18 protein-coding genes and 1 riboswitch are annotated in these 21,391 nt (G+C 64.1%); of the genes, 14 read left to right on the forward strand and 4 right to left on the reverse strand.

Annotation, left to right across the window (positions count from 1 at the left end; translation table 11 throughout):
- Positions 1-169: 169 nt before the first annotated feature.
- From J2T21_RS01865 to J2T21_RS01875, 3 genes are all read left to right on the forward strand, one after another.
- Positions 170-721: a hypothetical protein gene (locus J2T21_RS01865; RefSeq protein WP_307577856.1), complete on the forward strand. Its 552-nt coding sequence runs from the start codon at positions 170-172 to the stop codon at positions 719-721.
- A gap of 223 nt (positions 722-944) precedes the next feature.
- Positions 945-1,409, forward strand: coding sequence for an OsmC family protein (locus tag J2T21_RS01870; protein WP_307577858.1), 465 nt, complete (start codon positions 945-947; stop codon positions 1,407-1,409).
- 267 nt (positions 1,410-1,676) lie between these two features.
- The gene (locus J2T21_RS01875) at positions 1,677-3,539 is read left to right on the forward strand and encodes a heavy metal translocating P-type ATPase (protein WP_307578321.1); all 1,863 of its coding nucleotides are present in this window, start codon (positions 1,677-1,679) and stop codon (positions 3,537-3,539) included.
- 80 nt (positions 3,540-3,619) lie between these two features.
- Here J2T21_RS01875 and purU read toward each other — a convergent pair whose 3' ends face one another.
- Both purU and J2T21_RS01885 read right to left on the reverse strand, forming a co-directional pair.
- Positions 3,620-4,468, reverse strand: a complete 849-nt coding sequence (gene purU, locus J2T21_RS01880) for a formyltetrahydrofolate deformylase (protein ID WP_307577860.1) — start codon at positions 4,466-4,468, stop codon at positions 3,620-3,622.
- 61 nt (positions 4,469-4,529) lie between these two features.
- Positions 4,530-5,615 carry an NAD(P)-binding domain-containing protein gene (locus tag J2T21_RS01885; protein ID WP_307577862.1) on the reverse strand — a complete coding sequence of 362 codons (1,086 nt, stop codon included), beginning with the start codon at positions 5,613-5,615 and terminating at the stop codon, positions 4,530-4,532.
- A 113-nt stretch (positions 5,616-5,728) separates the two neighbouring features.
- Positions 5,729-5,816, forward strand: a riboswitch (ZMP/ZTP riboswitch).
- A gap of 62 nt (positions 5,817-5,878) precedes the next feature.
- Here J2T21_RS01885 and glyA point away from each other — a divergent pair.
- From glyA to J2T21_RS01940, 11 genes are all read left to right on the forward strand, one after another.
- Positions 5,879-7,165: a serine hydroxymethyltransferase gene (glyA, locus tag J2T21_RS01890; RefSeq protein ID WP_307577864.1), complete on the forward strand. Its 1,287-nt coding sequence runs from the start codon at positions 5,879-5,881 to the stop codon at positions 7,163-7,165.
- A gap of 82 nt (positions 7,166-7,247) precedes the next feature.
- Entirely contained in the window at positions 7,248-8,129 is an 882-nt protein-coding gene (locus J2T21_RS01895) for a bifunctional methylenetetrahydrofolate dehydrogenase/methenyltetrahydrofolate cyclohydrolase (protein WP_307577866.1), read from the forward strand.
- 236 nt (positions 8,130-8,365) lie between these two features.
- Positions 8,366-10,531, forward strand: coding sequence for an Ig-like domain-containing protein (locus J2T21_RS01900; protein ID WP_307577868.1), 2,166 nt, complete (start codon positions 8,366-8,368; stop codon positions 10,529-10,531).
- A 76-nt stretch (positions 10,532-10,607) separates the two neighbouring features.
- Positions 10,608-11,216, forward strand: coding sequence for a hypothetical protein (locus J2T21_RS01905; RefSeq protein WP_307577870.1), 609 nt, complete (start codon positions 10,608-10,610; stop codon positions 11,214-11,216).
- A gap of 313 nt (positions 11,217-11,529) precedes the next feature.
- A complete protein-coding gene (locus J2T21_RS01910; RefSeq protein ID WP_307577872.1) occupies positions 11,530-12,657 on the forward strand; it encodes a sensor histidine kinase in 1,128 nt (375 codons plus the stop codon).
- 37 nt (positions 12,658-12,694) lie between these two features.
- Positions 12,695-13,396, forward strand: a complete 702-nt coding sequence (locus J2T21_RS01915; RefSeq protein ID WP_307577874.1) for a response regulator — start codon at positions 12,695-12,697, stop codon at positions 13,394-13,396.
- 157 nt (positions 13,397-13,553) lie between these two features.
- Positions 13,554-13,826 carry an SHOCT domain-containing protein gene (locus J2T21_RS01920; RefSeq protein WP_307577875.1) on the forward strand — a complete coding sequence of 91 codons (273 nt, stop codon included), beginning with the start codon at positions 13,554-13,556 and terminating at the stop codon, positions 13,824-13,826.
- A gap of 355 nt (positions 13,827-14,181) precedes the next feature.
- Positions 14,182-15,288 (forward strand): fatty acid desaturase family protein, encoded by a 1,107-nt coding sequence (locus J2T21_RS01925; protein ID WP_373457871.1) that lies wholly within the window; start codon positions 14,182-14,184, stop codon positions 15,286-15,288.
- Positions 15,289-15,756: 468 nt separating this feature from the next.
- The gene (locus tag J2T21_RS01930) at positions 15,757-16,791 is read left to right on the forward strand and encodes an iron ABC transporter substrate-binding protein (protein WP_307577879.1); all 1,035 of its coding nucleotides are present in this window, start codon (positions 15,757-15,759) and stop codon (positions 16,789-16,791) included.
- A 50-nt stretch (positions 16,792-16,841) separates the two neighbouring features.
- The gene (locus J2T21_RS01935) at positions 16,842-18,389 is read left to right on the forward strand and encodes an ABC transporter permease (RefSeq protein WP_307578323.1); all 1,548 of its coding nucleotides are present in this window, start codon (positions 16,842-16,844) and stop codon (positions 18,387-18,389) included.
- Between the two features lie 38 nt (positions 18,390-18,427).
- Positions 18,428-19,498, forward strand: a complete 1,071-nt coding sequence (locus J2T21_RS01940) for an ABC transporter ATP-binding protein (RefSeq protein WP_307578325.1) — start codon at positions 18,428-18,430, stop codon at positions 19,496-19,498.
- 41 nt (positions 19,499-19,539) lie between these two features.
- Here J2T21_RS01940 and J2T21_RS01945 read toward each other — a convergent pair whose 3' ends face one another.
- Both J2T21_RS01945 and J2T21_RS01950 read right to left on the reverse strand, forming a co-directional pair.
- Positions 19,540-20,433 (reverse strand): type II secretion system F family protein, encoded by an 894-nt coding sequence (locus J2T21_RS01945; RefSeq protein WP_307577881.1) that lies wholly within the window; start codon positions 20,431-20,433, stop codon positions 19,540-19,542.
- Between the two features lie 10 nt (positions 20,434-20,443).
- The gene (locus tag J2T21_RS01950; protein WP_307577883.1) at positions 20,444-21,391 is read right to left on the reverse strand and encodes a type II secretion system F family protein; all 948 of its coding nucleotides are present in this window, start codon (positions 21,389-21,391) and stop codon (positions 20,444-20,446) included.

The raw sequence follows: 21,391 nt of genomic DNA on the forward strand, positions 1-21,391 counted from the left end.
GCGGATGCGCGGGACCGGTGCGTGGTGGCCACTTCACGGGGCAAGCAGATAGTGTTGATGCTTGGCTCCGCACCATGGGACTGCAGGGTATTTCATGGGGATCGGACACAGCAGAACAGGAGCAGCCGGGACAATGTGGCCGCAGCACAAGGTTGAGGTTTACGAGCGGATGGTCGCAGAACTCCGGCGCACCCTCGAGGGGCAGTCGCAGGGCATCCCGCCCCAGGTCCGCGAGCGGTTGGAGGGAATCATCCAAGGCGCGGTCCGCACCATCGAAACCGGCGCCGAAATCGTGGCGGTGGGTCTCCCGGACCTCGCACCTGAGACGGTCGAGTTGGCGCCGGTGGATTCCGCAGTGGCCGAGCCCGTGGTGGCTGAACCTGAACCGGCTGAACCCGCCCCGGCCGCCGCCAAGCCCGCCGTCGATCCCTTCCGACATGGTGCACACGCCGAGGCCAACAGGCTGGCCAAGGCCAGGCAGCTGGCCCGCTGGCTCTGGGACCGCAACATCACCGGCGAGCAGGTCCTGGGCTTCACCAACAAGTGGCGCAACAAGATTGCCCGGGCGGCCGGCGTCAATCCGCCCTCCACGCTGGAAACCTGGACGGTCGCGGTGGACCTGATGGCGCGCATGGAAGAACTGGCCGCTTCCGGGACCCAACCGGATGCCAGCGAGCGTCACCACCTGGACGAGCACGAACAGTGGGCCACCGAAAGCTAGCCGGAAGCGCGGCTGATTTTGCCTGGGACGAATCCTCATCCCAGGTCCCAAATACCGCAACGGCGGAGGTGGACCCGAAGAAGATGGGTTGGCCCGCCGGGATGCAGCGCCGCAATGTTCCGCCAGCCGGGGCGGATGCCTGCTCGTCCAGGCGGAACGTTGTACACCACGCCCCGCCTGTCGCGTGCGGAATCGCCCGGTTCGCCGGTGGCATGATGAACGCATGAGCGAAAACGAAGATCCCATGCTGCGTTCCGTCGAGCTGACCCGCACGGCAACCGGCCGTTACACCGTGCGCAATGCCGCGGGTGCGGAAATCGAATTCGGCCACGGCGAAGGGCTGCTGAGCCCGGTGGAGTTGCTGTTGGCGGCAATCGCCGGCTGTTCGTCGATCGACGTGGACACGGTCACCGCCCGCAGCGCAAAGCCCACGTCATTCAAGGTGGCGGCCACCGGCCGCAAGGTGGTTGAGGACGGCGCCAGTCGGGTGGACGGGCTGCACCTGTCCTTCAACGTGGAATTCCCCGACACGACCGAAGGCCAGAAGGCCGCGGGCATGGTCGAACGCCTGGTGGACCTCTCGCACGAGAAGTACTGCACGGTGTCACGCACGGTGGAACGCGGCACTGCCGTCACGAACGAGGTCCACGTGGGGCTCGGGGACAACGGGCAGCCAGGACGGCCGTAGGGGCACCACCGGCGGGCAGCGCCCCGCCCGCTGCGTCGCTGTCCGGCAACCCGAGACGGCATCGGGTGCTCCGCCGTGCCTGCCGGTTCGTGCCGGGCAGTGCCTGAAGCGCTGCCCGTGTTTGCCCCGTTCCGTCCCCTTGGGGTGGGGTGCGCCGTGGGAAGGTGAGCCTGTCCACGCTGGCAAGGAACCCCGTAACCGTCGAGGATGGGGGTGGGGAACCTTTCCCCTGTCTACAGACAAAGGTGAGATTGACCCGTGGGCCTGATGAAACGTTATCCGCTGGTGGTGGCAACACTCGTGGTGCTGGCCGGCACGCTGCTGCTGCTTCCGTTCGGGATGGGCGAGGCTGCGCGCTGGATCGCGGGCATCTTTGCCCTGGGGATCGCGCTGCAGCTGGGCTGGGGCATGGTGAAGGATATCGCCCGGGGGCACTGGGGCATTGACATCCTGGCGTTCACCGCCATCCTGGCCACGGTGTTCGTGGGGGAATGGGTCGCGGCACTGATCATCTGCCTGATGGTCTCCGGGGGCGAGGCCTTGGAAGACTATGCCCAGGTCCGCGCCACCCAATCGCTTTCCGAGCTCATGGACCGGGTGCCAACCCGGACCCGGCTCATGGACGCCGCCGGGAACCTCACCGAGGTGTTGGTGGAGGCGGTGACTGCGGGGGACGTGCTGCTGGTGCGGCCCGGGGAAGTGTTGCCGGTGGATGGGGTGCTGCTTGAGGGCGAGGCCGACTTCGACGAGTCCTCGTTGACCGGTGAATCGCTGCCGGTGCAAAAGCTCGCGGGGGAACGGCTGATGTCCGGTTCCGTGAACGGGAACCGCGCCATCAGCATGCGGGCCTCTGCCGGTGCCGCCGACTCGCAGTACTCGCGCATCGTCGAACTGGTCCAGGAAGCCTCAAGCTCTCGGGCGCCGATGGTGCGCCTGGCCGACCGGTACGCTGTCCCGTTCACGCTGCTGGCCTACGTCATTGCCGGTGCGGCGTGGTGGGCCAGCGGGGACCCGGTGCGTTTTGCCGAGGTGCTCGTGGTCGCCACGCCCTGCCCGTTGCTGATTGCCGCACCGGTGGCCTTCATGGGAGGGATGAGTCGCGCGGCCAAGGGAGGAATCATCGTCAAGGACGGCGGCACCCTGGAAAAGCTTGCCGCGGTGCAATCCGTGGCCTTCGACAAGACCGGGACGCTGACCCGGGGCACCCCGGAACTGCGCGGCGTCAAGCCGGTGGAAGGGTTCGGTGCCGATGAGCTCCTGGGCCTGGTGGCCGCCGCTGAGCAGTACTCCTCGCACGTGCTGGCAGCCTCGATCGTTGCGGCAGCCAGGAAAAGCGCGCTGCCGATCGCCGAGGTGCAGGATGCCAGCGAGGAAGCGACCCATGGAGTCAGCGCCCTGGTGGGCGGGCGCCGGGTGCTGGTGGGCAAGCCGGCCTGGGTGGCGTCACTGGCCGCCGGGGTGGTGCGCCGGGAGCTGGGTCCGGGGGAATCCTCCGTCTACGTTGCGGTGGATGGCGTCTTTGCCGGGGTGCTGCTGCTGGCCGACGAGCTGCGCGAAGACGCAGGAGCGACGCTGGAGCGGCTGCGCGCATTGGGCGTGAAGGAAATGCTCATGCTCACCGGCGACCAACAGGCCACGGCCGACCACATCGCTGCGGAGATCGGCCTGGACACGGTGTACGCCGAGTGCCTGCCCGAGGACAAGGTCGTGCACGTGCGCAAGCTGGAGCACCGCCCGGTGATGATGGTCGGTGACGGGGTCAACGACGCCCCGGTGCTGGCCGCGGCCGATGTGGGCGTGGCCATGGGGGCGCGCGGCTCGACCGCCGCCTCGCAAAGCGCCGATGTGGTCATCATGACCGAGAACATCTCCCAGGTGGCGCACGCGGTGCGGATCGGCAAGGACACCCTGCGCATCGCGGTGCAGTCCATCTGGCTGGGTATCGTCTTCTCCGTGGTGCTGATGCTGGTGGCCGCCACCGGGGTGCTGCCGGCGGTGGCGGGAGCGCTGAGCCAGGAGGTCGTGGACCTGGTCGCGATCCTGTCCGCGCTGCGTGCCCTGAAGGGCGGACGGAAGAAGAAGGCCCCGGTGAGCAGGCCGGCACCCGCTGGATCGACAGTGGTGCGCTGAGCCGGACACCAAAAGCCATGGGCCGGCGGCAGGAAGAGTTCCTGCTGCCGGCCCATGGCTTTTTGAAGGCTGCGGGGACCTTAGGAGAACACCACGGTGCGGTAGCCGTCGAGCATGACCCGGCGCTCGGCATGCCAGGCCACGGCGCGGGTGAGCGTGCGCCCCTCCACGTCGCGTCCCATGGCCACGAACTGTCCGGCAGTGCGGGCATGGTCCACCCGGATGACCTCCTGTTCGATGATCGGGCCTTCGTCCAGGTCCGCCGTGACGTAGTGGGCGGTCGCGCCGATGAGTTTCACGCCGCGGGCGTGGGCCTGGTGGTAGGGCTTGGCCCCCTTGAAGGAGGGCAGGAACGAGTGGTGGATGTTGATGGCCCGTCCGCTCAGCGCGCGGCACAAATCGTCCGACAGGATCTGCATGTAGCGGGCCAGTACCACCAGCTCGATGTTGTGCTCGTCCACCAGGGCCAGCAGCTGTGCCTCGGCTTGGGCCTTGGTCGCTGCGGTGACCGGGATGTGGATGAATTCGATGCCATGGAAGTCGGCCATGGGCTTCAGATCAAGGTGGTTGGAGACGATGACCGGGATTTCCACCGGCAGGGTCCCGGCACGCTGGGCAAAGAGCAGGTCGTTGAGCGCGTGGCCTTCCTTGGACACCATGATCAGGGTCCTCACCCGGGAACCGGCCGCGGTGATGCCCAGTTCCATCCCGAATTCCTCGCGGACCGGACCCAGCGCGTTGCACACCGCATCAAGGTCCTGGGCTGTGGCCACGGCGATGCGCATGAAGAAGTTGTGGGTCTCGGGGCTTTCGAATTGCTGCGACTCGGTGATGTTGCAACCCGCGCTGAGCAGGGCTCCGGAAACGGCGTGGACGATGCCCGGACGGTCGGGACAAGACAGGGAGACAATGAATTCGTTGGTGGTCACGTATTCACGCTACATGCAGGTATCGCCGTGGCTGAATCCGGTGAAGGGAATGCGGACGCTACTACCGGGAATCGGCCGTGGCGGTATCGGTGGCCGCGGCTTCCCGGAGCCTGCCGGCGGCAACGGCGGCGGCACGCCCGGCACGGGTCGCCCCGATGGTGGACGCCGAGGCGCCGTACCCGACCAGGAACAGGCCCGGCACCTTGGGAACAGACACCGAATCCTGACCCATGAGGATCCCGCCGCCGGGCTCGCGCAGGCCCAGCGGAACCAGGTGGTCAAGTGAAGCACGGAACCCGGTGGCCCACAGGATCACGTCGATCTCCTCGGTGCTGCCGTCGGCGAAGGTGACCGAGCGGGCAGAGAGCGAATCGATCGCACCGCGGGAGACCAGCACCCCCGAATCGATGCCCTCCTGGTAAAAATCGGTCAGGGGGAGGCCCGTCACCGAGACCACGGACAGCGGCGGCAATCCGGCACGGGTACGCGCATTGACGTTGTTCTCAACCTCAAGGCCCCACGCCTTGTTCTGTGGCGTTTCCCTCCACTGCGGCGCTCGCCGAGTGGACCATAGGGTGTCAATGCCCAGCGTGGAAAGCTGCAGGAGGAACTGGGCGGCGCTGGTTCCCCCGCCCACCACCAGCACGCGTTGTCCCAGGAACTCCTCCGGCGCCTTGAAGTTGCGGGTGTGCAGCTGGCGGCCGGTGAATTCGCGTTGCCCGGGGTAAAACGGCCAATACGGCTTGTCCCACGTTCCGGTGGCATTGATCACCGTGGCCGCGCGAATGGCGCGTCCGTCGGTGGCAGTGATCGTGAATCCGTCCTCGAGGGAACCCGTGACGTTGCGCACCTTGAACGGACGGACCACCGGCAGGGCAAAGGCCAACTCGTAGGCCCCGTAGTACCGGGCAACCACTGCCGAGGCCGGCTCCCGGGGGTCCGGGGTTGCAAGGTCCATGCCGGGCAGCGGGTGCAGCCCGTGGGCACGGTCAAAAGTCAATGAATCCCAGCGGTGGCGCCATGCCCCGCCCGGGCCGTCGTTGGCGTCCAGCACCACGAAGTCCTCGTGGGGAACAAGGCCCCTGCGCCGCAAATGGTGGGCCGCCGAGAGCCCTGCCTGCCCGGCACCGATGACGACCGTGCTCATTTTCCTGCTCGTGGACCGCATTCCCGGGTCCCTCCTTCAAGGACGTATCAGTTGAAGATTCAACGTTCTTAGTGTGTAACAGTCCCAACCACGGTCCTATTCCGACTAATATTGAATGGTGTCGCGACTGGCGTTGGGTGGGGTGAACCACCGGGGAACGGCACATGAGCTAACCACGGACCGCGCGCCTGGGTCCGGGGGTTGAATGTTTCGCAATGTGTACCTGCCCGAAGACCAACCCTCACCCACTGGAGTTCAACATCATGAGCAAGAATCCCGTGACCAACCAATCCCTCGCAGAGCTCGATCCGGAAATCGCCGAGGTCCTCAGGCTTGAGCTGGGCCGCCAGCGCGACACCCTGGAAATGATCGCCTCCGAGAACTTCGCCCCGCGCGCCGTCCTTGAGGCCCAGGGCTCGGTCCTGACCAACAAGTACGCCGAGGGCTACCCGGGCCGCCGCTACTACGGCGGCTGCGAGCACGTGGACGTGGCCGAGAACCTGGCCATCGAGCGCGTAAAGACCCTCTTTGGTTCCAAGTTCGCCAACGTCCAGCCGCACTCCGGTGCCTCGGCCAACGCCGCGGCCCTCTCGGCCATGATCGAACCGGGCGACAAGATCCTGGGCCTGTCCCTGGCACACGGCGGACACCTGACCCACGGCATGAAGCTGAACTTCTCCGGCAAGCTCTACAAGGTGGCCGCCTACGAGGTCGATCCGGAAACCTTCCGCGTGGACATGGTCAAGCTCCGTGCCCAGGCCATCGCCGAGAAGCCGCAGGTCATCATCGCCGGCTGGTCCGCCTACCCGCGCCAGCTCGACTTCGCCGAGTTCCGCGCCATCGCCGACGAAGTCGGCGCCAAGCTCTGGGTCGACATGGCCCACTTCGCCGGACTGGTCGCTGCCGGACTGCACCCGAACCCGGTCCCGTACGCCGACGTGGTCACCTCCACCGTGCACAAGACCCTTGCAGGTCCGCGCTCGGGCCTGATCCTGACCAACGATCCGGACCTGGCCAAGAAGATCAACTCCAACGTCTTCCCCGGGCACCAGGGCGGACCGCTGATGCACGCGATCGCCGGCAAGGCCGTGGCCTTCAAGATCGCCGCCGGCGAGGAATTCAAGCAGCGCCAGGTCCTGACCCTCGAGGGTGCCAAGATCCTGGCCGAGCGCCTCACCGCCGAGGATGTCACCGCGGCCGGCGTCTCGGTGCTCACCGGCGGCACCGACGTGCACCTGGTCCTGGTGGACCTGCGCAACTCGGAGCTCGACGGCAAGCAGGCCGAGGACCTGCTGCATGAAATCGGGATCACCGTGAACCGCAACTCGGTGCCCTTCGACCCGCGCCCGCCGATGACCACCTCGGGCCTGCGCATCGGCACCCCGGCACTGGCCACCCGCGGCTTCGACGCCGCGGCCTTCACCGAGGTCGCCGACGTCATCGGTGTCGCGCTGCGCGACGGGCAGAACGCAGATACGGCCGCACTGGCCGCGCGCGTGGACACCTTGGCCAAGGCCTTCCCGCTCTATGACGGCCTCGAAGACTGGTAATCGGCCACCGGCCCCCAACCCGGCACGGCCGCCGCTACAGCGTGCGCCTGCAACCACTTTCCCGAACGGAGCACCACCACCCATGACTGCACAGATCCTTGACGGCAAGGCAACCGCAAAGGCCATCAAGGCCGAACTGACCGAACGCGTCGCGGCCCTGGCCGCACGCGGCGTCACCCCCGGCCTGGGCACCATCCTGGTCGGATCCGACCCCGGATCCACCTGGTACGTCGGCGGCAAGCACAAGGACTGCGCGGAGGTCGGCATCAAGTCGATCCGCGTGGACCTGCCCGAGGACACCACCCAGGAAGAACTGTTGGCCAAGGTCCGCGAGCTGAACGAGAACCCGGAATGCACCGGCTACATCGTCCAGCTGCCGCTGCCGGCGCACATCGATACGGACGTCGTCCTCGAGGCCATGGACCCGGCCAAGGACGCCGACGGCCTGCACCCGATGAATCTGGGCCGCCTGGTCGCCAACGTCAACCGTCCGATGACCTCGCCGTTGCCGTGCACGCCCAAGGGCTGCGTGGTGCTCCTGGAACGCCACGGCATCGATTTGAACGGCAAGAACGTGCTGGTCGTGGGCCGCGGGGTGACCATTGGCCGCCCGATCGGGCTGCTGCTGACCCGCCGCGACATCAATGCGACGGTCACCCTGGCTCACACCGGAACCAAGGACCTGGCCAAGCACCTCGCCGAGGCCGACGTGGTGGTTGCCGCCGCGGGACAACCGCACATGATCAAGGCCAAGGACCTCAAGCCAGGCGCGATCGTGCTGGACGTGGGCGTCTCGCGCGTCAACGACGAGAACGGCAAGGCCGTTGTCACCGGCGACGTGGAACCGGCAGCCCACGAGGTGGCCTCCTGGATCTCCCCGAACCCGGGCGGCGTGGGCCCGATGACCCGTGCGATGCTGCTGGCCAACGTGGTCGAGTCCGCGGAGCGCGCGGCCGGACTGTAAACAAGTCCGCCACGGAACGACGACGGCCCGTGTATGGTCCCCTTCAACCGAAGGGGACCATACACGGGCCGCTTGTTTTCCGTCGCGCCAAAGCTTTCCGGGATCGTCGAAGCATCGCCGGAGTCCATGCATGACCTTGGACGCAAGGTTGATAATTGTGCGTTCGGTGGATAATCTCTAGGTGACTCGGTCCCTTGGGGGGACGGGGCTTGTCGTGAATTTGGGGAAATTACGTCATGAGTCTGCATTTGCGTGGAACAGCAAAACGAATTGTCCTGTTGATCGTCGTGTGCCTGGGATTCGTGGCGGTCATTGCCGGGACCGCGGGGTACCCCAAAGTGCCGCGTGAAGCACAGATTGTGTCGCATTTCCCCCGTGACGGGGCAATGGCCGTGTCCCGGACAGCCGCTGTGGTCGCTTGGATGGACCGACCGATCGATGAGGTTTCCGGTGATTTGGGCCTGCAGTTGCTGGACCAGCAGGGGAATGCGGTCGATGGCGCACTCGAGGTCGGTGCTGATCGGGAATCGATCATCTTCGAGCCGGCCGCGGCACTGGCCCCCGGAAGCTACCTCGCCTCGCTGAATGCCACGGCAGCACCGTCCGCAAGCGGCGCTGCGCTCGGTACATGGACTTTTTTCGTGCCGGAAAAACCGTCCCTCGACCAGGGGCCCGATGGCTCGATCTTGCTGGTCGTCGACGAATCCAGTGAATTCTCGGCGCAGTACGCCGAGATACTCCGCATGGAGGGACTGAACAGCTTCGAAACCACCACGGTTGAGGACCTCACGCCGCAGTTGCTGGAAGCCCACGAGCTGGCAATCCTGGCCGCCGGCACGGTGGGCGCGGGAACGGCCAAGATGTTCTCCGACTGGGTCGAAAACGAAAACGGCAACCTCATTGCCATGGAGCCAACCGGACAGATCGCAGAGCTCGCCGGCGTCGTGAACCACGGACCGGATGTCTCCGACGGATACATCCACATCGACACGTCCCAAGCACCGGGCAAGGGCATAACATCCGATTCCCTCCAATTCCACGGCGACTCCTCGCGGCTGGAGCTCAAGAGCGGCACACGTGCCATCGCTTCGCAAGGTTCCACCGCGTGGAGTACCGACGGCGGCCCGGCGGTCACGGTGAAGCCGGGAATCGACGGGCGAGGCACCGTGGCCGCATATTCCTTCAACCTGGCCAAGTCAACGGTCCTGACCCGGCAGGGCAACCCCGAATGGGCCGGCCAGGAACGGGACGGCATCGCGCCCATACGCCCTGATGATTTGTTCTTTGGTGGCGATGAGAGCGACTACCTGGACTTGGAGAAGGTGCACATCCCGCAGGCTGACGAGCATCTGCGGTTGCTCTCCAACCTCATTGGATATGTGAATCAGGGCAACGGGCCCATGCCGAAATTCTGGTACCTCCCGAATTTCTCCAAGGCGGCGTTGGTCATGGCCGCGGACGACCATGGCACCGTAGATGGAACGCGCAGGATGTTTGAGCGGCTCAGCGAGCTGAGCCCGAAGGACTGTTCCGTCGAACAGTGGGAATGCCTGCGGGCAACATCGTGGCTGTATCCGGAATCGGGGCTGACTCCCGCAAACGCCGAGTCTTACTCCGCTAGTGGATTCGATATCGGTGCGCATGTGACGACGGGGTGTGAGGACTGGGACGCGAAGTCCCTGACACTGGCGTTCTCCAAATCCCTGGGGGAGTTCAGGAAGAAGTACCCCGGACTTCCTGCCCAAACGGGAAACCGGCTGCATTGCATCGCCTGGAGCCAGTGGTCGACGCAAGCCAGCACCGAGCGCAGCTGGGGCATGCGCATCGACATGAATTACTACTACTGGCCGGGCGACTGGATCCGGCAGCGGGCCGGATTCATGACCGGATCGGGATTCCCGATGCGTTTCAGCGACCCGGAAGGAAACCTCATCAACGTGTACCAGCAAGAGACCCACCTGGTGGATGAGGTTTTTGCGGATCATCCCGAAGCGGTGGAACAACTGCTGGAACGCGCCACGGGTCCCGAGGGCTTCTACGGAGCATTCGGAACACACGTGGATTTCAGCACGGGTTTCGATATCGACCTGATTGACATGGCCATCCGCCAATCCATACCCCTGATCTCCGCCAAGCAGGCCCTGGAATGGACGGATGCCAGGAACGCATCGAGCTTCAAAACCATGAATTGGGAAGATGGCGAGTTGTCGTTCGAACTGGATATCAACGGAAAGACGCACGGCATGCTCAAGACGATGCTGCCTATCGAGTCGAACCAAGGCACGCTCACCGGTATCCGGTCCGGGGGACTGGCAATCGACCTAGACAGGGAAACGATCAAGGGCGTCGACTACGCAATCTTCACCGGGGCAAGTGGAACGTACACGGCGACCTACCGGTAGCCGCAGCACACCCGAGAGGCACCCTCCGGGCACTTTCATGGAAACGACGCCGGGGATCCTTGCCTAGGATTGCTCCATGACCACCGAGACCGCGCAGGCCCCTCGACGGACCACGCCGGAACGCCTTCGGTGGGTCATCGGGCTGCTGGCGTTCGCAGCGGTTTGCTACACGGTCTTCGGCTGGTTGTTTGACCGAAGGATCCACGACGAGTCGGGCAACCGGCTGGTCTTTTATCTGGGTTGGCAAGACAGGGAATTCGCGGCACTGGCTTTCGTACTCGGGGGACTGGCCGTCGGGACGGTGTTGCTGCTGCTGGTCGGGCCACCAGTCGCAGGAATACGCAACACCGCAGTCTTTGTCATTGTTCAGCTGTTGCTCTTTGCCGTGGGCATCGTGGCGTTGCTGATCTGGGCGGTGGCGTGCCTTCTCATCATGATGGGTGCCGGGATGGGTTCGATGGATCCGGTCACCGCAACGGATGGCAAACGGGTACTCCTGGACCGCAGTGCGGTCGATGGAGATGTCCTCTCCATCTGGGTTCCGCATTCGCGGTTCATGTATGCGGAACTGCCCGACAGCAGCTTCCGGACGGGAAAATATGTCCAGAGCGAAGACTGCACCCTGAAAACAGATTCCGAACCGTGGGTCCTTTCCTGCCAGGGAATTCGAGTGTTGCTTGAGTAAGACCGACGTATTCAGTTGCCTTCCCTGCTTCGGCACGCGCATGATCCAATGAACCACTCTCACGTGGTGAAGACTCCATCGGTGAGTCGTTGGCGATCCGGCGCTGCATGGCGAAACGTGTCTCGCAAATCCGATTGCGTCAGCGGAAACGGAAACAAGCAGCGGGATCCGTGACGCCCTGATGTTGAAACCGTCCGTGGAACCATGCATGCAAGGTTTCCAAGTCCACTGTGGCATGTACTCCCCATGTTGTATGTCCCGCTACGGCCGTAGCCGGATGAAGACCGATAGCGACTGCGAGTAGTCTCATCTCATGATCAATCGACGTCGTCCGCCGCTGGGCATCCTGCCGGTGGCCATGGCGGTTGTCCAGGTCGTGGGCACTCACTTTGCAGCGCAGCGATTTAACGAATCGCTTCCCTGGTTCGCTGTTCTTTTGCTGCTGGCGGGTCCGGCCCTGCTGCTTTTGCGCCGACGCACCCCCGGCCCCATGGTCGCCGGCATCGGCTTGGTGACCGTCGGCTACGTAGCGGCAGGTTTCCCCTGGGGGCCTTTCCCCTTTTCCTTTGCCGTGGGGCTCGTCGTGGCCGTCCTTGCCGGTGCCCGGTGGTGGGCGTGGGGGAGTGCTGCGGCTGCCGGTATCGGATTCCTGTTGCTGGCCATGCAGCATGGTGAAAGCACACGGGTCTTCTTTGTGCTGGTGTGGCTCATAGTCGTATTGCTGGTGGGTGAGCTGGGGCGCAGCGCCAAGACCCGGCGGGACGAGTACCGCAGGGCGTCCATGGAACGCGCCAGGCACCAGCGCGACGAGGAAAGATTGGTGCTGGCACGAGACATCCATGATGTCGTGGCGCATTCGCTGTCGATGATCAACGTGCAAGCCTCCGTGGCCCTTCACTTGGCCAAGAAGGGCGGCGACACCCAAGGCATGTACGAGGCCTTGGAAAATATCAAGACCGGTTCCAAGGAAGCCCTCTCCGAGGTGCGTGAGGTGTTGGCCGTCCTGCGCCAGGACGCGCCACGGGTTCCCAGCCAGCGGCTTGAACAACTCGACGAGCTGGTGCAGCGGGTCCGCGGCGCCAACTTGTCCATCATCTTCACTCCGCCGGCGTTGCCGCCGCCCGGGTGGGTCGATGAGCGAGTGGAGAACATCCTCTATCGGGTGGTGCAGGAATCCCTGACCAATGTCGTGCGGCACGCCAAGGCGAGCCGCGTGGTGGTCGCCGTGCACCTGGACGACGCGCACGCCGCGGTCACCGTCACCGACGACGGAGTTGGTATTGGCATTGGCAACGAGGGAAACGGAATCGGCGGCATGCGCGAACGTCTGGGTGCACACGGCGGCACACTGACGATCGACGCGGCAAATGCACCGGGAGCACCGACTCCCGGAACCAGGATCAGCGCCTGGCTGCCGGCACCGGGAACGACGCGTGCCTGATACCCGGGCACCCCACGATACGAAGCCAAGGAGTCCCATGATCGGCCTTCTCATTGTTGATGACCAATCGTTGATCCGGGCAGGCTTCTCCGCGCTGCTGGGCGCCGAGGACGACATGCAGGTACTGGGCCAGGCTTCCAACGGCCTACAAGCCCTGGCCCAGGCACGGGCATTGAAACCCAACATCGTGCTCATGGACATCCGCATGCCCCAGGGAGACGGCATTACGGCCGCGGCGGCAATCACCGCGGATCCCGACTTGGCCCACACCCGGATCATCATGCTCACCACCTTCGAACTCGACGACTACATCCTCGATTCCATCCGTGCCGGGGCCTCCGGATTCCTGGTCAAGGACACCGAGCCGGAGGAATTGATCCAGGCCGTGCGGATCGTTGCGGCGGGGGACTCGCTGCTCTCGCCCTCGGTGACACGCAAGCTCCTGGCCCAGGTGGCCGCCACCCAGGCCCCGCCGACCACCAAGAGGCCTGCGGCCATGGACGTGCTGACCGAACGCGAGCGTGAGGTGTTGCTGCTCATTGGCACGGGCAAGAGCAACGCCGAAATCGCCGAGCAACTTTTCATCACTCCGCTCACGGCCAAGACCCATGTCTCCCGGATCATCGGGAAAATGGGCGTGCGTGACCGGACGGGGCTTGTGGTGATCGCCTACGAAAGCGGACTGATCACTCCCGGCGCGCTGCCGGCCACGCAGGCGCCTCGACGCGACCGACCCTAATCCGCGTGGCACCGGCAACTGCACCGGGTGGAGTACGCCGGGCAGTCCAAGGTGTCTCCACCCGGCCGATGCGGCAGGGGACCCCAAGGAACGAAAGTGGATGCATGGGGCAAGTGGCCTCGGAATCCGCAATCGATGCTTTGAGGAGCAACCCAAAATGACAACCACGATTCTTCCCGCACTGGCAGCCATGCCGGTCCACGCCTGGGGACCGGGATACGGACCGGGCTGGTTCGTCCTGATCCCGATCTTCTGGATCCTGCTCATCGGCTTCTTCATCTTCTTCAGCCGCCGCATGTATTGGCGCCACCGCGTCCAGGGTGATCCCATGAGCGCCGAGGGCGTGCTGCGCGAGCGCTACGCACGCGGAGAGGCCGATGAGACCGAGTACCGTCAACGCCTGGAAGTGTTGCGCGCGAATCGGAAATAAGTCCTTCGAGCGCCGTAGGCCGGCACCGAACCACGGGGGCAATCCACCCGTGGTTCGGTGTGTGCCGGGGCAAAAAGTACCTGGGTGACGCAGGCAACACATGCCGAAAGTGTTATATGTCGGGACTTGGGCAGGGTTGCAAAAAGGCCCGGAAATACGGGCCAACGCGCCTATTGCCGCGGGATTGCGGGAAGTTCATGCCCGAAAATGAATCAGGATATTTGGTGTCACCTTGCAACGATCAGGTGCTACACATGCATAGCACGTAAGCTCATCAATATAGGAACCGAGATTTTCAGTTCTTACGACTGAAATCGTCGCCCTACTCGCCAATCGGGAGTGACCCTTGAGCAGTATGAGTTCCACTTTGTCCCCCTCGGCCCCGGAACAACGTATATCGCGTGGTTCCGCAGGAGCCAACAACTACCGCCACCTGAAGATCCGCGTTCGCGATGCCGGCCTGCTCGGTCGCCGCAAGGGCCACTACCTTGGGCTTGTCAGCGTTCTGGTGGCACTTCTCGGCGGAGCCGTCACCGGCTTTGTCCTGTTGGGGGACAGTTGGTATCAGCTGCTCATAGCCGCCGTCATTGGCGTCATCCTCACCCAATTCGCATTTCTTGCCCATGAGGCGTCACACCGCCAGATCCTGACATCAGGACCGGCCAACGACAAGATCGGCCGCTTCCTGGCCAACTTTGTGGTGGGCATCAGCTACCAGTGGTGGATGAACAAGCACAACAAGCACCACGCCATGCCCAACACCATTGGCAAGGACCCGGACATCGAATGGGACACCATTTCGTTCCAGACCGAGGACGCCCAAAAGCAGAAGGGCTTCCTGAAATGGATCACCGAGCGCCAGGGCTACCTCTTCTTCCCGTTGCTGACCCTCGAGGGCTTCAACCTGCACATGCGCTCGATGATCTATTTGTTCACCGGCGACCGGGTCAAGGACCGTCGACGTGAAATCATCTCCATCATCATCAGGCTGTCCCTCTATGTGGCGGCCATCTACATCTTCCTGCCGGTTGGCATTGGCTCGGCCTTCCTGGGCGTGCAGCTCGCGGTCTTCGGTGTGTACATGGGTGCCTCGTTCGCACCGAACCACAAGGGAATGCCGATGATCCCCAAGGAGTCGCGTATCGACTTCTTCTCCCGCCAGGTGCTGACAAGCCGCAACGTCATGGCCCGCTCGACCTGGGGCAACCGCGTGCTCTCGCATGTCTTCGGCGGCCTGAACTACCAGGTGGAGCACCACCTGTTCCCCTCGATGCCGCGCGCCAACCTCGCCGGCGTCGCCGAGATCGTGCGCGAATACTGCCACGAGCTCAAGGTCCCGTACACGGTCACCTCGGTCGGCCAGTCCTACGCACAGGTGATCACCTACCTGAACAAGGTCGGCCTCTCGGCCCGCGACCCGTTCGACTGCCCGATGGTCGGCGAGTTCCGCCCCTACAAGTAGGCGGATCTTGGCGTCGTCGACCGATCGCTCGGCTGACTGCGAAACTTGAATATTTCACATTGCCCCCGGCGCCTTTCATTTGGTTCCGGGGGCTTTGTGCAATCTGCTGACCAGCAGTCCCTGGCGGTGGTTTTCGGCAAATTGTGACAATGTGACAATTTGTGTGGCCCACTTCACGGCTTCGCCTGTCGGTGGGTCAAAGTGCTCGGAGCGCGACCTTGGAGTTTGCGCAAAAAGGTCGGCTCAGTAGGCTGAATTCAAAAACGAAAATATTCGCTAAATTCAGCGCATTGAATGGGTTTCCGAGCCTGTCGCGTTAGGTTAGGCTCGGGCTTCCGCGCGCGGCGACCATTGGCCCCTCTTTTGTTTGGTGAATTAGGTAAGTCATACCTAAGCTAAGTGGGCGGGTTCACTCAGGAATCTTTCTGGCCCGCCGGATACCTTCACTCCATAAGAAAGCGCCGATCCATGACGATTCGTAAAAACGTGCTGGCTGGCATGGCCCTCATTGCCACCGCCGCCCTCAGCTTGACCGCATGCTCCGCAAACGCACCGGCCGGCGGAGAATCGGATACCGGAGGAATCACGGTCTACAACGCACAGCACGAAAGCCTGACCCAGGAATGGATTGACGCCTTCACCAAGGAGACCGGCATCAAGGTCACCGTGCGCAACGGCTCGGACACCGAAATGTCCAACCAGATCATCCAGGAAGGCCAGGCCTCGCCGGCCGACGTCTTCCTGACCGAGAATTCTCCCGCAATGACGCAGGTAGAGAATGCCGGTCTCTTCGCAGACATCGACAAGGCCACCATCGACCAGGTGCCTGCCGAGTTCCGCCCGTCCACCAACAAGTGGACCGGTATCGCAGCACGCTCGACCGTGTTCGTTTACGACCCCAAGAAGATCAGCGCAGACCAGCTGCCCAAGTCCATGCTGGACCTAGCCAAGCCGGAGTGGAAGGGCAAGTGGGCCGCTTCCCCGACCGGAGCCGACTTCCAGGCCATCGTTGCAGCACTGCTGGAGCTCAAGGGCGAAGAAGCCACGACGCAGTGGCTTGCGGGCATGAAGGAAAACTTCACCGCCTACAAGGGCAACTCCACCGCCATGAAGGCAGTCAACGCCGGCGAAATCGACGCCGCGCTGATCTACCACTACTACTACTATGGCGACCAGGCCAAGACCGGCGAAAACTCTAAGAACGTCACCCCGTACTACTTCAAGAACCAGGATCCGGGAGCATTCGTCTCGGTTTCCGGCGGCGGCGTCCTCGCCTCCTCGAAGCACGCGGAGCAGGCCCAGGAATTCCTGAAGTTCGTCACCGGCAAGAACGGCCAGGAAATCCTCAAGGACGGCACCTCGTTTGAATACGCCGTTGGTTCCGAGGTGGCTTCCAATGAGAAACTGGTACCACTGAAGGAGCTCCAGGCTCCGACCGTTGACCCGGCCAAGCTCGACTCGGCCGAGGTCACCGACCTCATGACCAAGGCAGGACTGCTGTAACCCAGATGAGCAAGACTCAATTGGTTCCCGCGAAATATCGGGAACCGAAGATGGCGGGCGGGGGCACCAAGCCCCGCCCGCCATTGGGCGTTTCAACGCTCGTCATTTTGGCAACATTGATTGCCTTGTTCTCCTTGGTTCCCCTGGGCTACGTCATCTACATGACGGTGGCCACCGGCTGGGACACCGTTGTCGAACTCATCGTCCGCCCGCGCGTGGGTGAGTTGCTGCTCAACACCATTTTGCTGGTGCTCGTCACGCTGCCGCTGTGCCTCGTGCTGGGCGTGGGCGGTGCCTGGCTGGTGGAACGCACGAACCTGCAGGGCCACCGCTGGTGGGCGCTGGCGCTGGCCGCCCCGCTGGCGATTCCTGCTTTCGTCAACAGCTATGCCTGGGCATCGACCATTCCTTCGCTGGCCGGCCTTGGCGCCGGCACCCTGATTGCCACGCTGTCCTACTTCCCGCTGGTGTACATCCCCGTCGCGGCGACCCTGGGACGGCTGGACCCGGCCATCGAGCAATCCGCGGCCTCGCTGGGACTGGGACCCTGGGCAGTGTTCTTCAGGGTGGTGCTCCCGCAGCTTCGCATTGCCATGGCCGGCGGCTCGCTGCTGGTGGCCCTGCACCTGCTCTCGGAATACGGCGCCTTTGCCATGATCCGTTTCGACACCTTCACCACCGCGATCATGATCCAGTTCCAGTCCACCTTCAACGGGGCCGCGGGCAACATGCTCGCCAGCGTGTTGGTCCTGCTGTGCATGCTGCTCCTGCTGGCCGAGGCCAAGACCCGCGGCAACGCAAGGTATTCGCGCGTCGGGTTCGGGGCACAGGGACTGGCCACGCGCTTGCGGCTGGGACGCCACGAGATCGCCGCCCAGCTGGCATTGCTCGCGCTGTTCGTGCTCTCCCTGGGCGTGCCGCTGTATTCGGTGGTGCGCTGGCTGGTTGCCGGGGGCGCGGCAATCTGGGACCCCACCGAGTTCTTTCCTGCGCTGGCACAAACCATGGGCTACGGGCTCACAGGCGCCCTGATCACCTGCGTGGTGGCCTTCCCCATGGCGTTCCTGGCCGTGCGCCATCCCAACTGGTTCAGCAAGCTTTTGGAGCTGTCCAACTACATCACCAGCTCGATGCCCGGGATCGTGGTCGGCTTGGCCTTTGTCACCGTTGCCATCCGGCTTGTCCCCGGGATCTACCAAAGCGCGTACGTGTTGCTGGCCGCCTACGTGTTGCTGTTCCTCCCGCGCGCGCTGGTGAACCTGCGCGCCGGGCTCTCCCAGGCACCGCGCGAACTCGAGGAAGCTGCCCGATCGCTGGGCAGGTCCCCGGCCCTGGCCTTCTTCCGGGTCACCCTCCGCTTGACCGCTCCGGCGGCGGCAGGGGGAGCGGCACTGGTGTTCTTGGCCATTGTCAATGAATTGACGGCGACCTTGCTGCTGGCACCCAACGGCACCCGCACCCTGGCAACCGCGTTTTGGGCCAAGAGCAGCGAAATCGATTACGCGGGCGCCGCACCATACGCGTTGTTGATGATCCTTATTTCCTTGCCCATGACCTACCTGCTGTTCCAACAGTCAAAGAAAGCAGCCGGACAGTGACCACCCAGATTCCCCAGGCCCACAAGTTCTACGGGCTCATGCCGGCCGTCAAGTTCCTGCGCACCAGCAACCTGGTCAAGAGCTTTGGCAACAAAGAAGTCCTCAAGGGTGTCGACCTCGCCCTCAACGAGGGCGGAACCACCGCAATCGTCGGGCCCTCTGGATCCGGCAAGACCACCCTGCTGAGGCTGATCGCGGGCTTCGAGAACCCGGATGCCGGAACGATCGAGTTGAACAACCGCACGGTGGCCGGGGATGCGTGGGTGCCCGCGCACAAGCGGGAGATCGGTTACGTGGCCCAAGACGGTGCGCTGTTCCCGCACCTGAGCGTGGCCCAGAACATTGCCTTTGGCCTGGACCGGTCCTGGAACCTTGCCGGGCGCAGGGCGAACACCCGGCGCGTGGACGAGTTGTTGGAGATGGTCTCCCTGGAGGCTTCCATGGGGGAGCGGCGCCCGCACGAACTTTCCGGCGGGCAGCAGCAGCGCGTGGCCCTGGCCCGCGCGCTGGCCCGCAAGCCCAAGTTGATGCTGCTGGACGAGCCGTTCTCGGCCCTGGATGCCGGGCTGCGGGTGGCCACGCGCAAGGCCGTGGCCGATGTCCTGCATGCCGCGGAGATCACCACGATCCTGGTCACCCACGACCAGGGCGAGGCATTGTCCTTCGCCGACCAGGTGGCGGTCATGCGCGGGGGAAGACTGGCCCAGACCGGCACGCCGTTCTCCGTCTATACCCGCCCGGCGGACCTCGACACCGCAGAGTTCCTGGGCGATGCAGTCATGCTCGATGCGTTGCTGCAGGGCTCGTTGGCCACCTGCTCGCTGGGCGGCATTCCCGTGCGGCATGCAACGGTCCAGGGCCGGGTGCGGCTCATGCTGCGCCCGGAGCAGATCCGCATCACTGCGGACGGCCCGATCAAGGGGACCGTGGTGGACACGGTGTTCTTCGGGCCGGAGACCACGGTGCGGATCAAGCTGTCCCCGGTGCCCGGGCTGGCCGGCGGCGGCGAGGTCATCACCATCCGCCATTGGAACGCGTCGATGGCGCGCCCCGGCATGGAATTGAACCTGCGCGTGATCGGCGAAGGCGTTGCCTTCGCCGCCGAATAGGAAACACGGAAATGGCCGTGGCCCGCCCAAGTGGGGCTGGGTCAGCCGAAGATCCCGCTCTTCATGATGTTGATGGCCGCAGGCCCCAAGATTACGATGAACAGCGTTGGGAAAATGAAAACCAAAAGCGGAAACAGGATCTTGACCGGTAACTTCATCGCCGTTTCCTCGGCCCGCTGCCGGCGCTTGATGCGCATTTGGCCAGCCTGCGTCCGCAACACCCTGGCGATGCCAATCCCGTACTTGTCCGCCTGGACTACTGCCCGCACGAATGACTTGAGGTCCGCAACGGAGGAGCGGTCGGCCATCGCGGCGTAGGCTTCCCTGCGCGAACGTCCCACCTGCATCTCCTGGAGTGTGCGTCCCATTTCCTCCGCCAGGGGCCCCTGTCCTCCCGCGGCCACACGTGCCATGGCGGATTCCAGACCCAGCCCAGCCTCAACCGAGATCAGCAGTTGGTCCAGCGTGTTGGGCAGCTCCAACTGGATCGCCTGCTGGCGTTTGATGCCGTTGTTGTAGACCAGAAGGTCCGGCAGGAAATAGCCGAATGCCGTCAGGGCCACGCCGAGAACGAATATGCCCGTTCCTGGGTTGGACGAAAATAAAAGGAAACCCAGCAGGGCACCGCCCAGCGCCAACAACGGTTTCATCATCAACACCCGGTCCAGCGGCCACGATGCCGTCCTGCCGGCCATGGACAGCATCCGGTCCAGTTTCGCCGCGTAGCTACCGGGTGTCAGGCGCCGGGCAAGTGCCGCGAATTCGTTGTCGCCGCTCCCTATGATTTCTTCGCCGGGTGTCACAGCGGACCTCGACAGGTTTTGCCGCACCAACACCAGCTGGTTGCGGTCCACCGAGACCAGTCCCCACACGATGAACGAGAGCGGCAGCACCACCAACGCTATGGATATCCATCCGATGGCTGTAATTCCCATGGTCTTCCCCCTAGAACTTGATCTTGACCATGCGGCTCATCCAGAAGGAGCCGATCGCCATCATGATGCCACCCACCACGAGCATGCCGATGCCCAGTGGATGGCCGAAAAGAGTCCCGATGTAGCCCGGGTTCATAACGAACAGCAGGCCACTGATCCCGAACGGCAGTCCCACCAGGATGTATGCCGAGAACTTTCCCTCAGCGGACAGCGCCCTCACTTGTCCCTTGATCTGGGAACGCTCGCGAATCGTCTCGCCGACCTGGTCCAACACCACGGCAAGGTCCCCACCGACTTCTCGGTTGATCTGTATCGCCTCGGCCACCCAGGAGAAGTCCTCAGACTTCATGCGCGCCGCGGTCTCCATCATCGTCTGTTCGGCGTCGCGCCCCATTCGTGATTCATTGGAGATCCGACCTAACTCCTCTGCCATCGGTGAATCGAATTCCTGGGCTGCACCGTCGAGCGCGCGCATAACCGAGTGGCCCGCGCGCAGGCTGCCGGAGAGGGTCATGATCATGTCCGGCAGCTGGTCTTCGAACTTGGCACGGCGCCGGTCCGCGCGTACTTGCAGGAACGCCCAGGCACCAGCCGGGGTAAGTACCGCAAGGAGCACGGCAAGACCGGCTCCGCCCAGGAGCAGGCCAACAACGCCGGCGGCCAGCGCCGCGGACCCTACAAGAACCAGGAACTCCGCCGGATCATGTTTGACGCCCGCGGCCTGCAGCGCGTCCCGGCCAAAGGGCCCGCCCGCGCTTGTTGTCGTGTTGCGCCCCACGGCACTGACCGTCGCACCGGTGAAGCGGCTGAACAGGGACGGCGATTGAGTGGCCGCCTCGCCCATCCGGCGCCGTTCGATGGGCACCTCGGCGCTGACGGGCCTCAACACCACCAACAACAGCAACAGCATGGCGGCGAGCCCAGCAAGTAAGCCGGCTGCGAGCAGGATCCCCTCCAT

Origin of the sequence: Paeniglutamicibacter psychrophenolicus (assembly GCF_030812255.1) — a bacterium.
GTDB classification, from domain to species: domain Bacteria; phylum Actinomycetota; class Actinomycetes; order Actinomycetales; family Micrococcaceae; genus Paeniglutamicibacter; species Paeniglutamicibacter psychrophenolicus_A.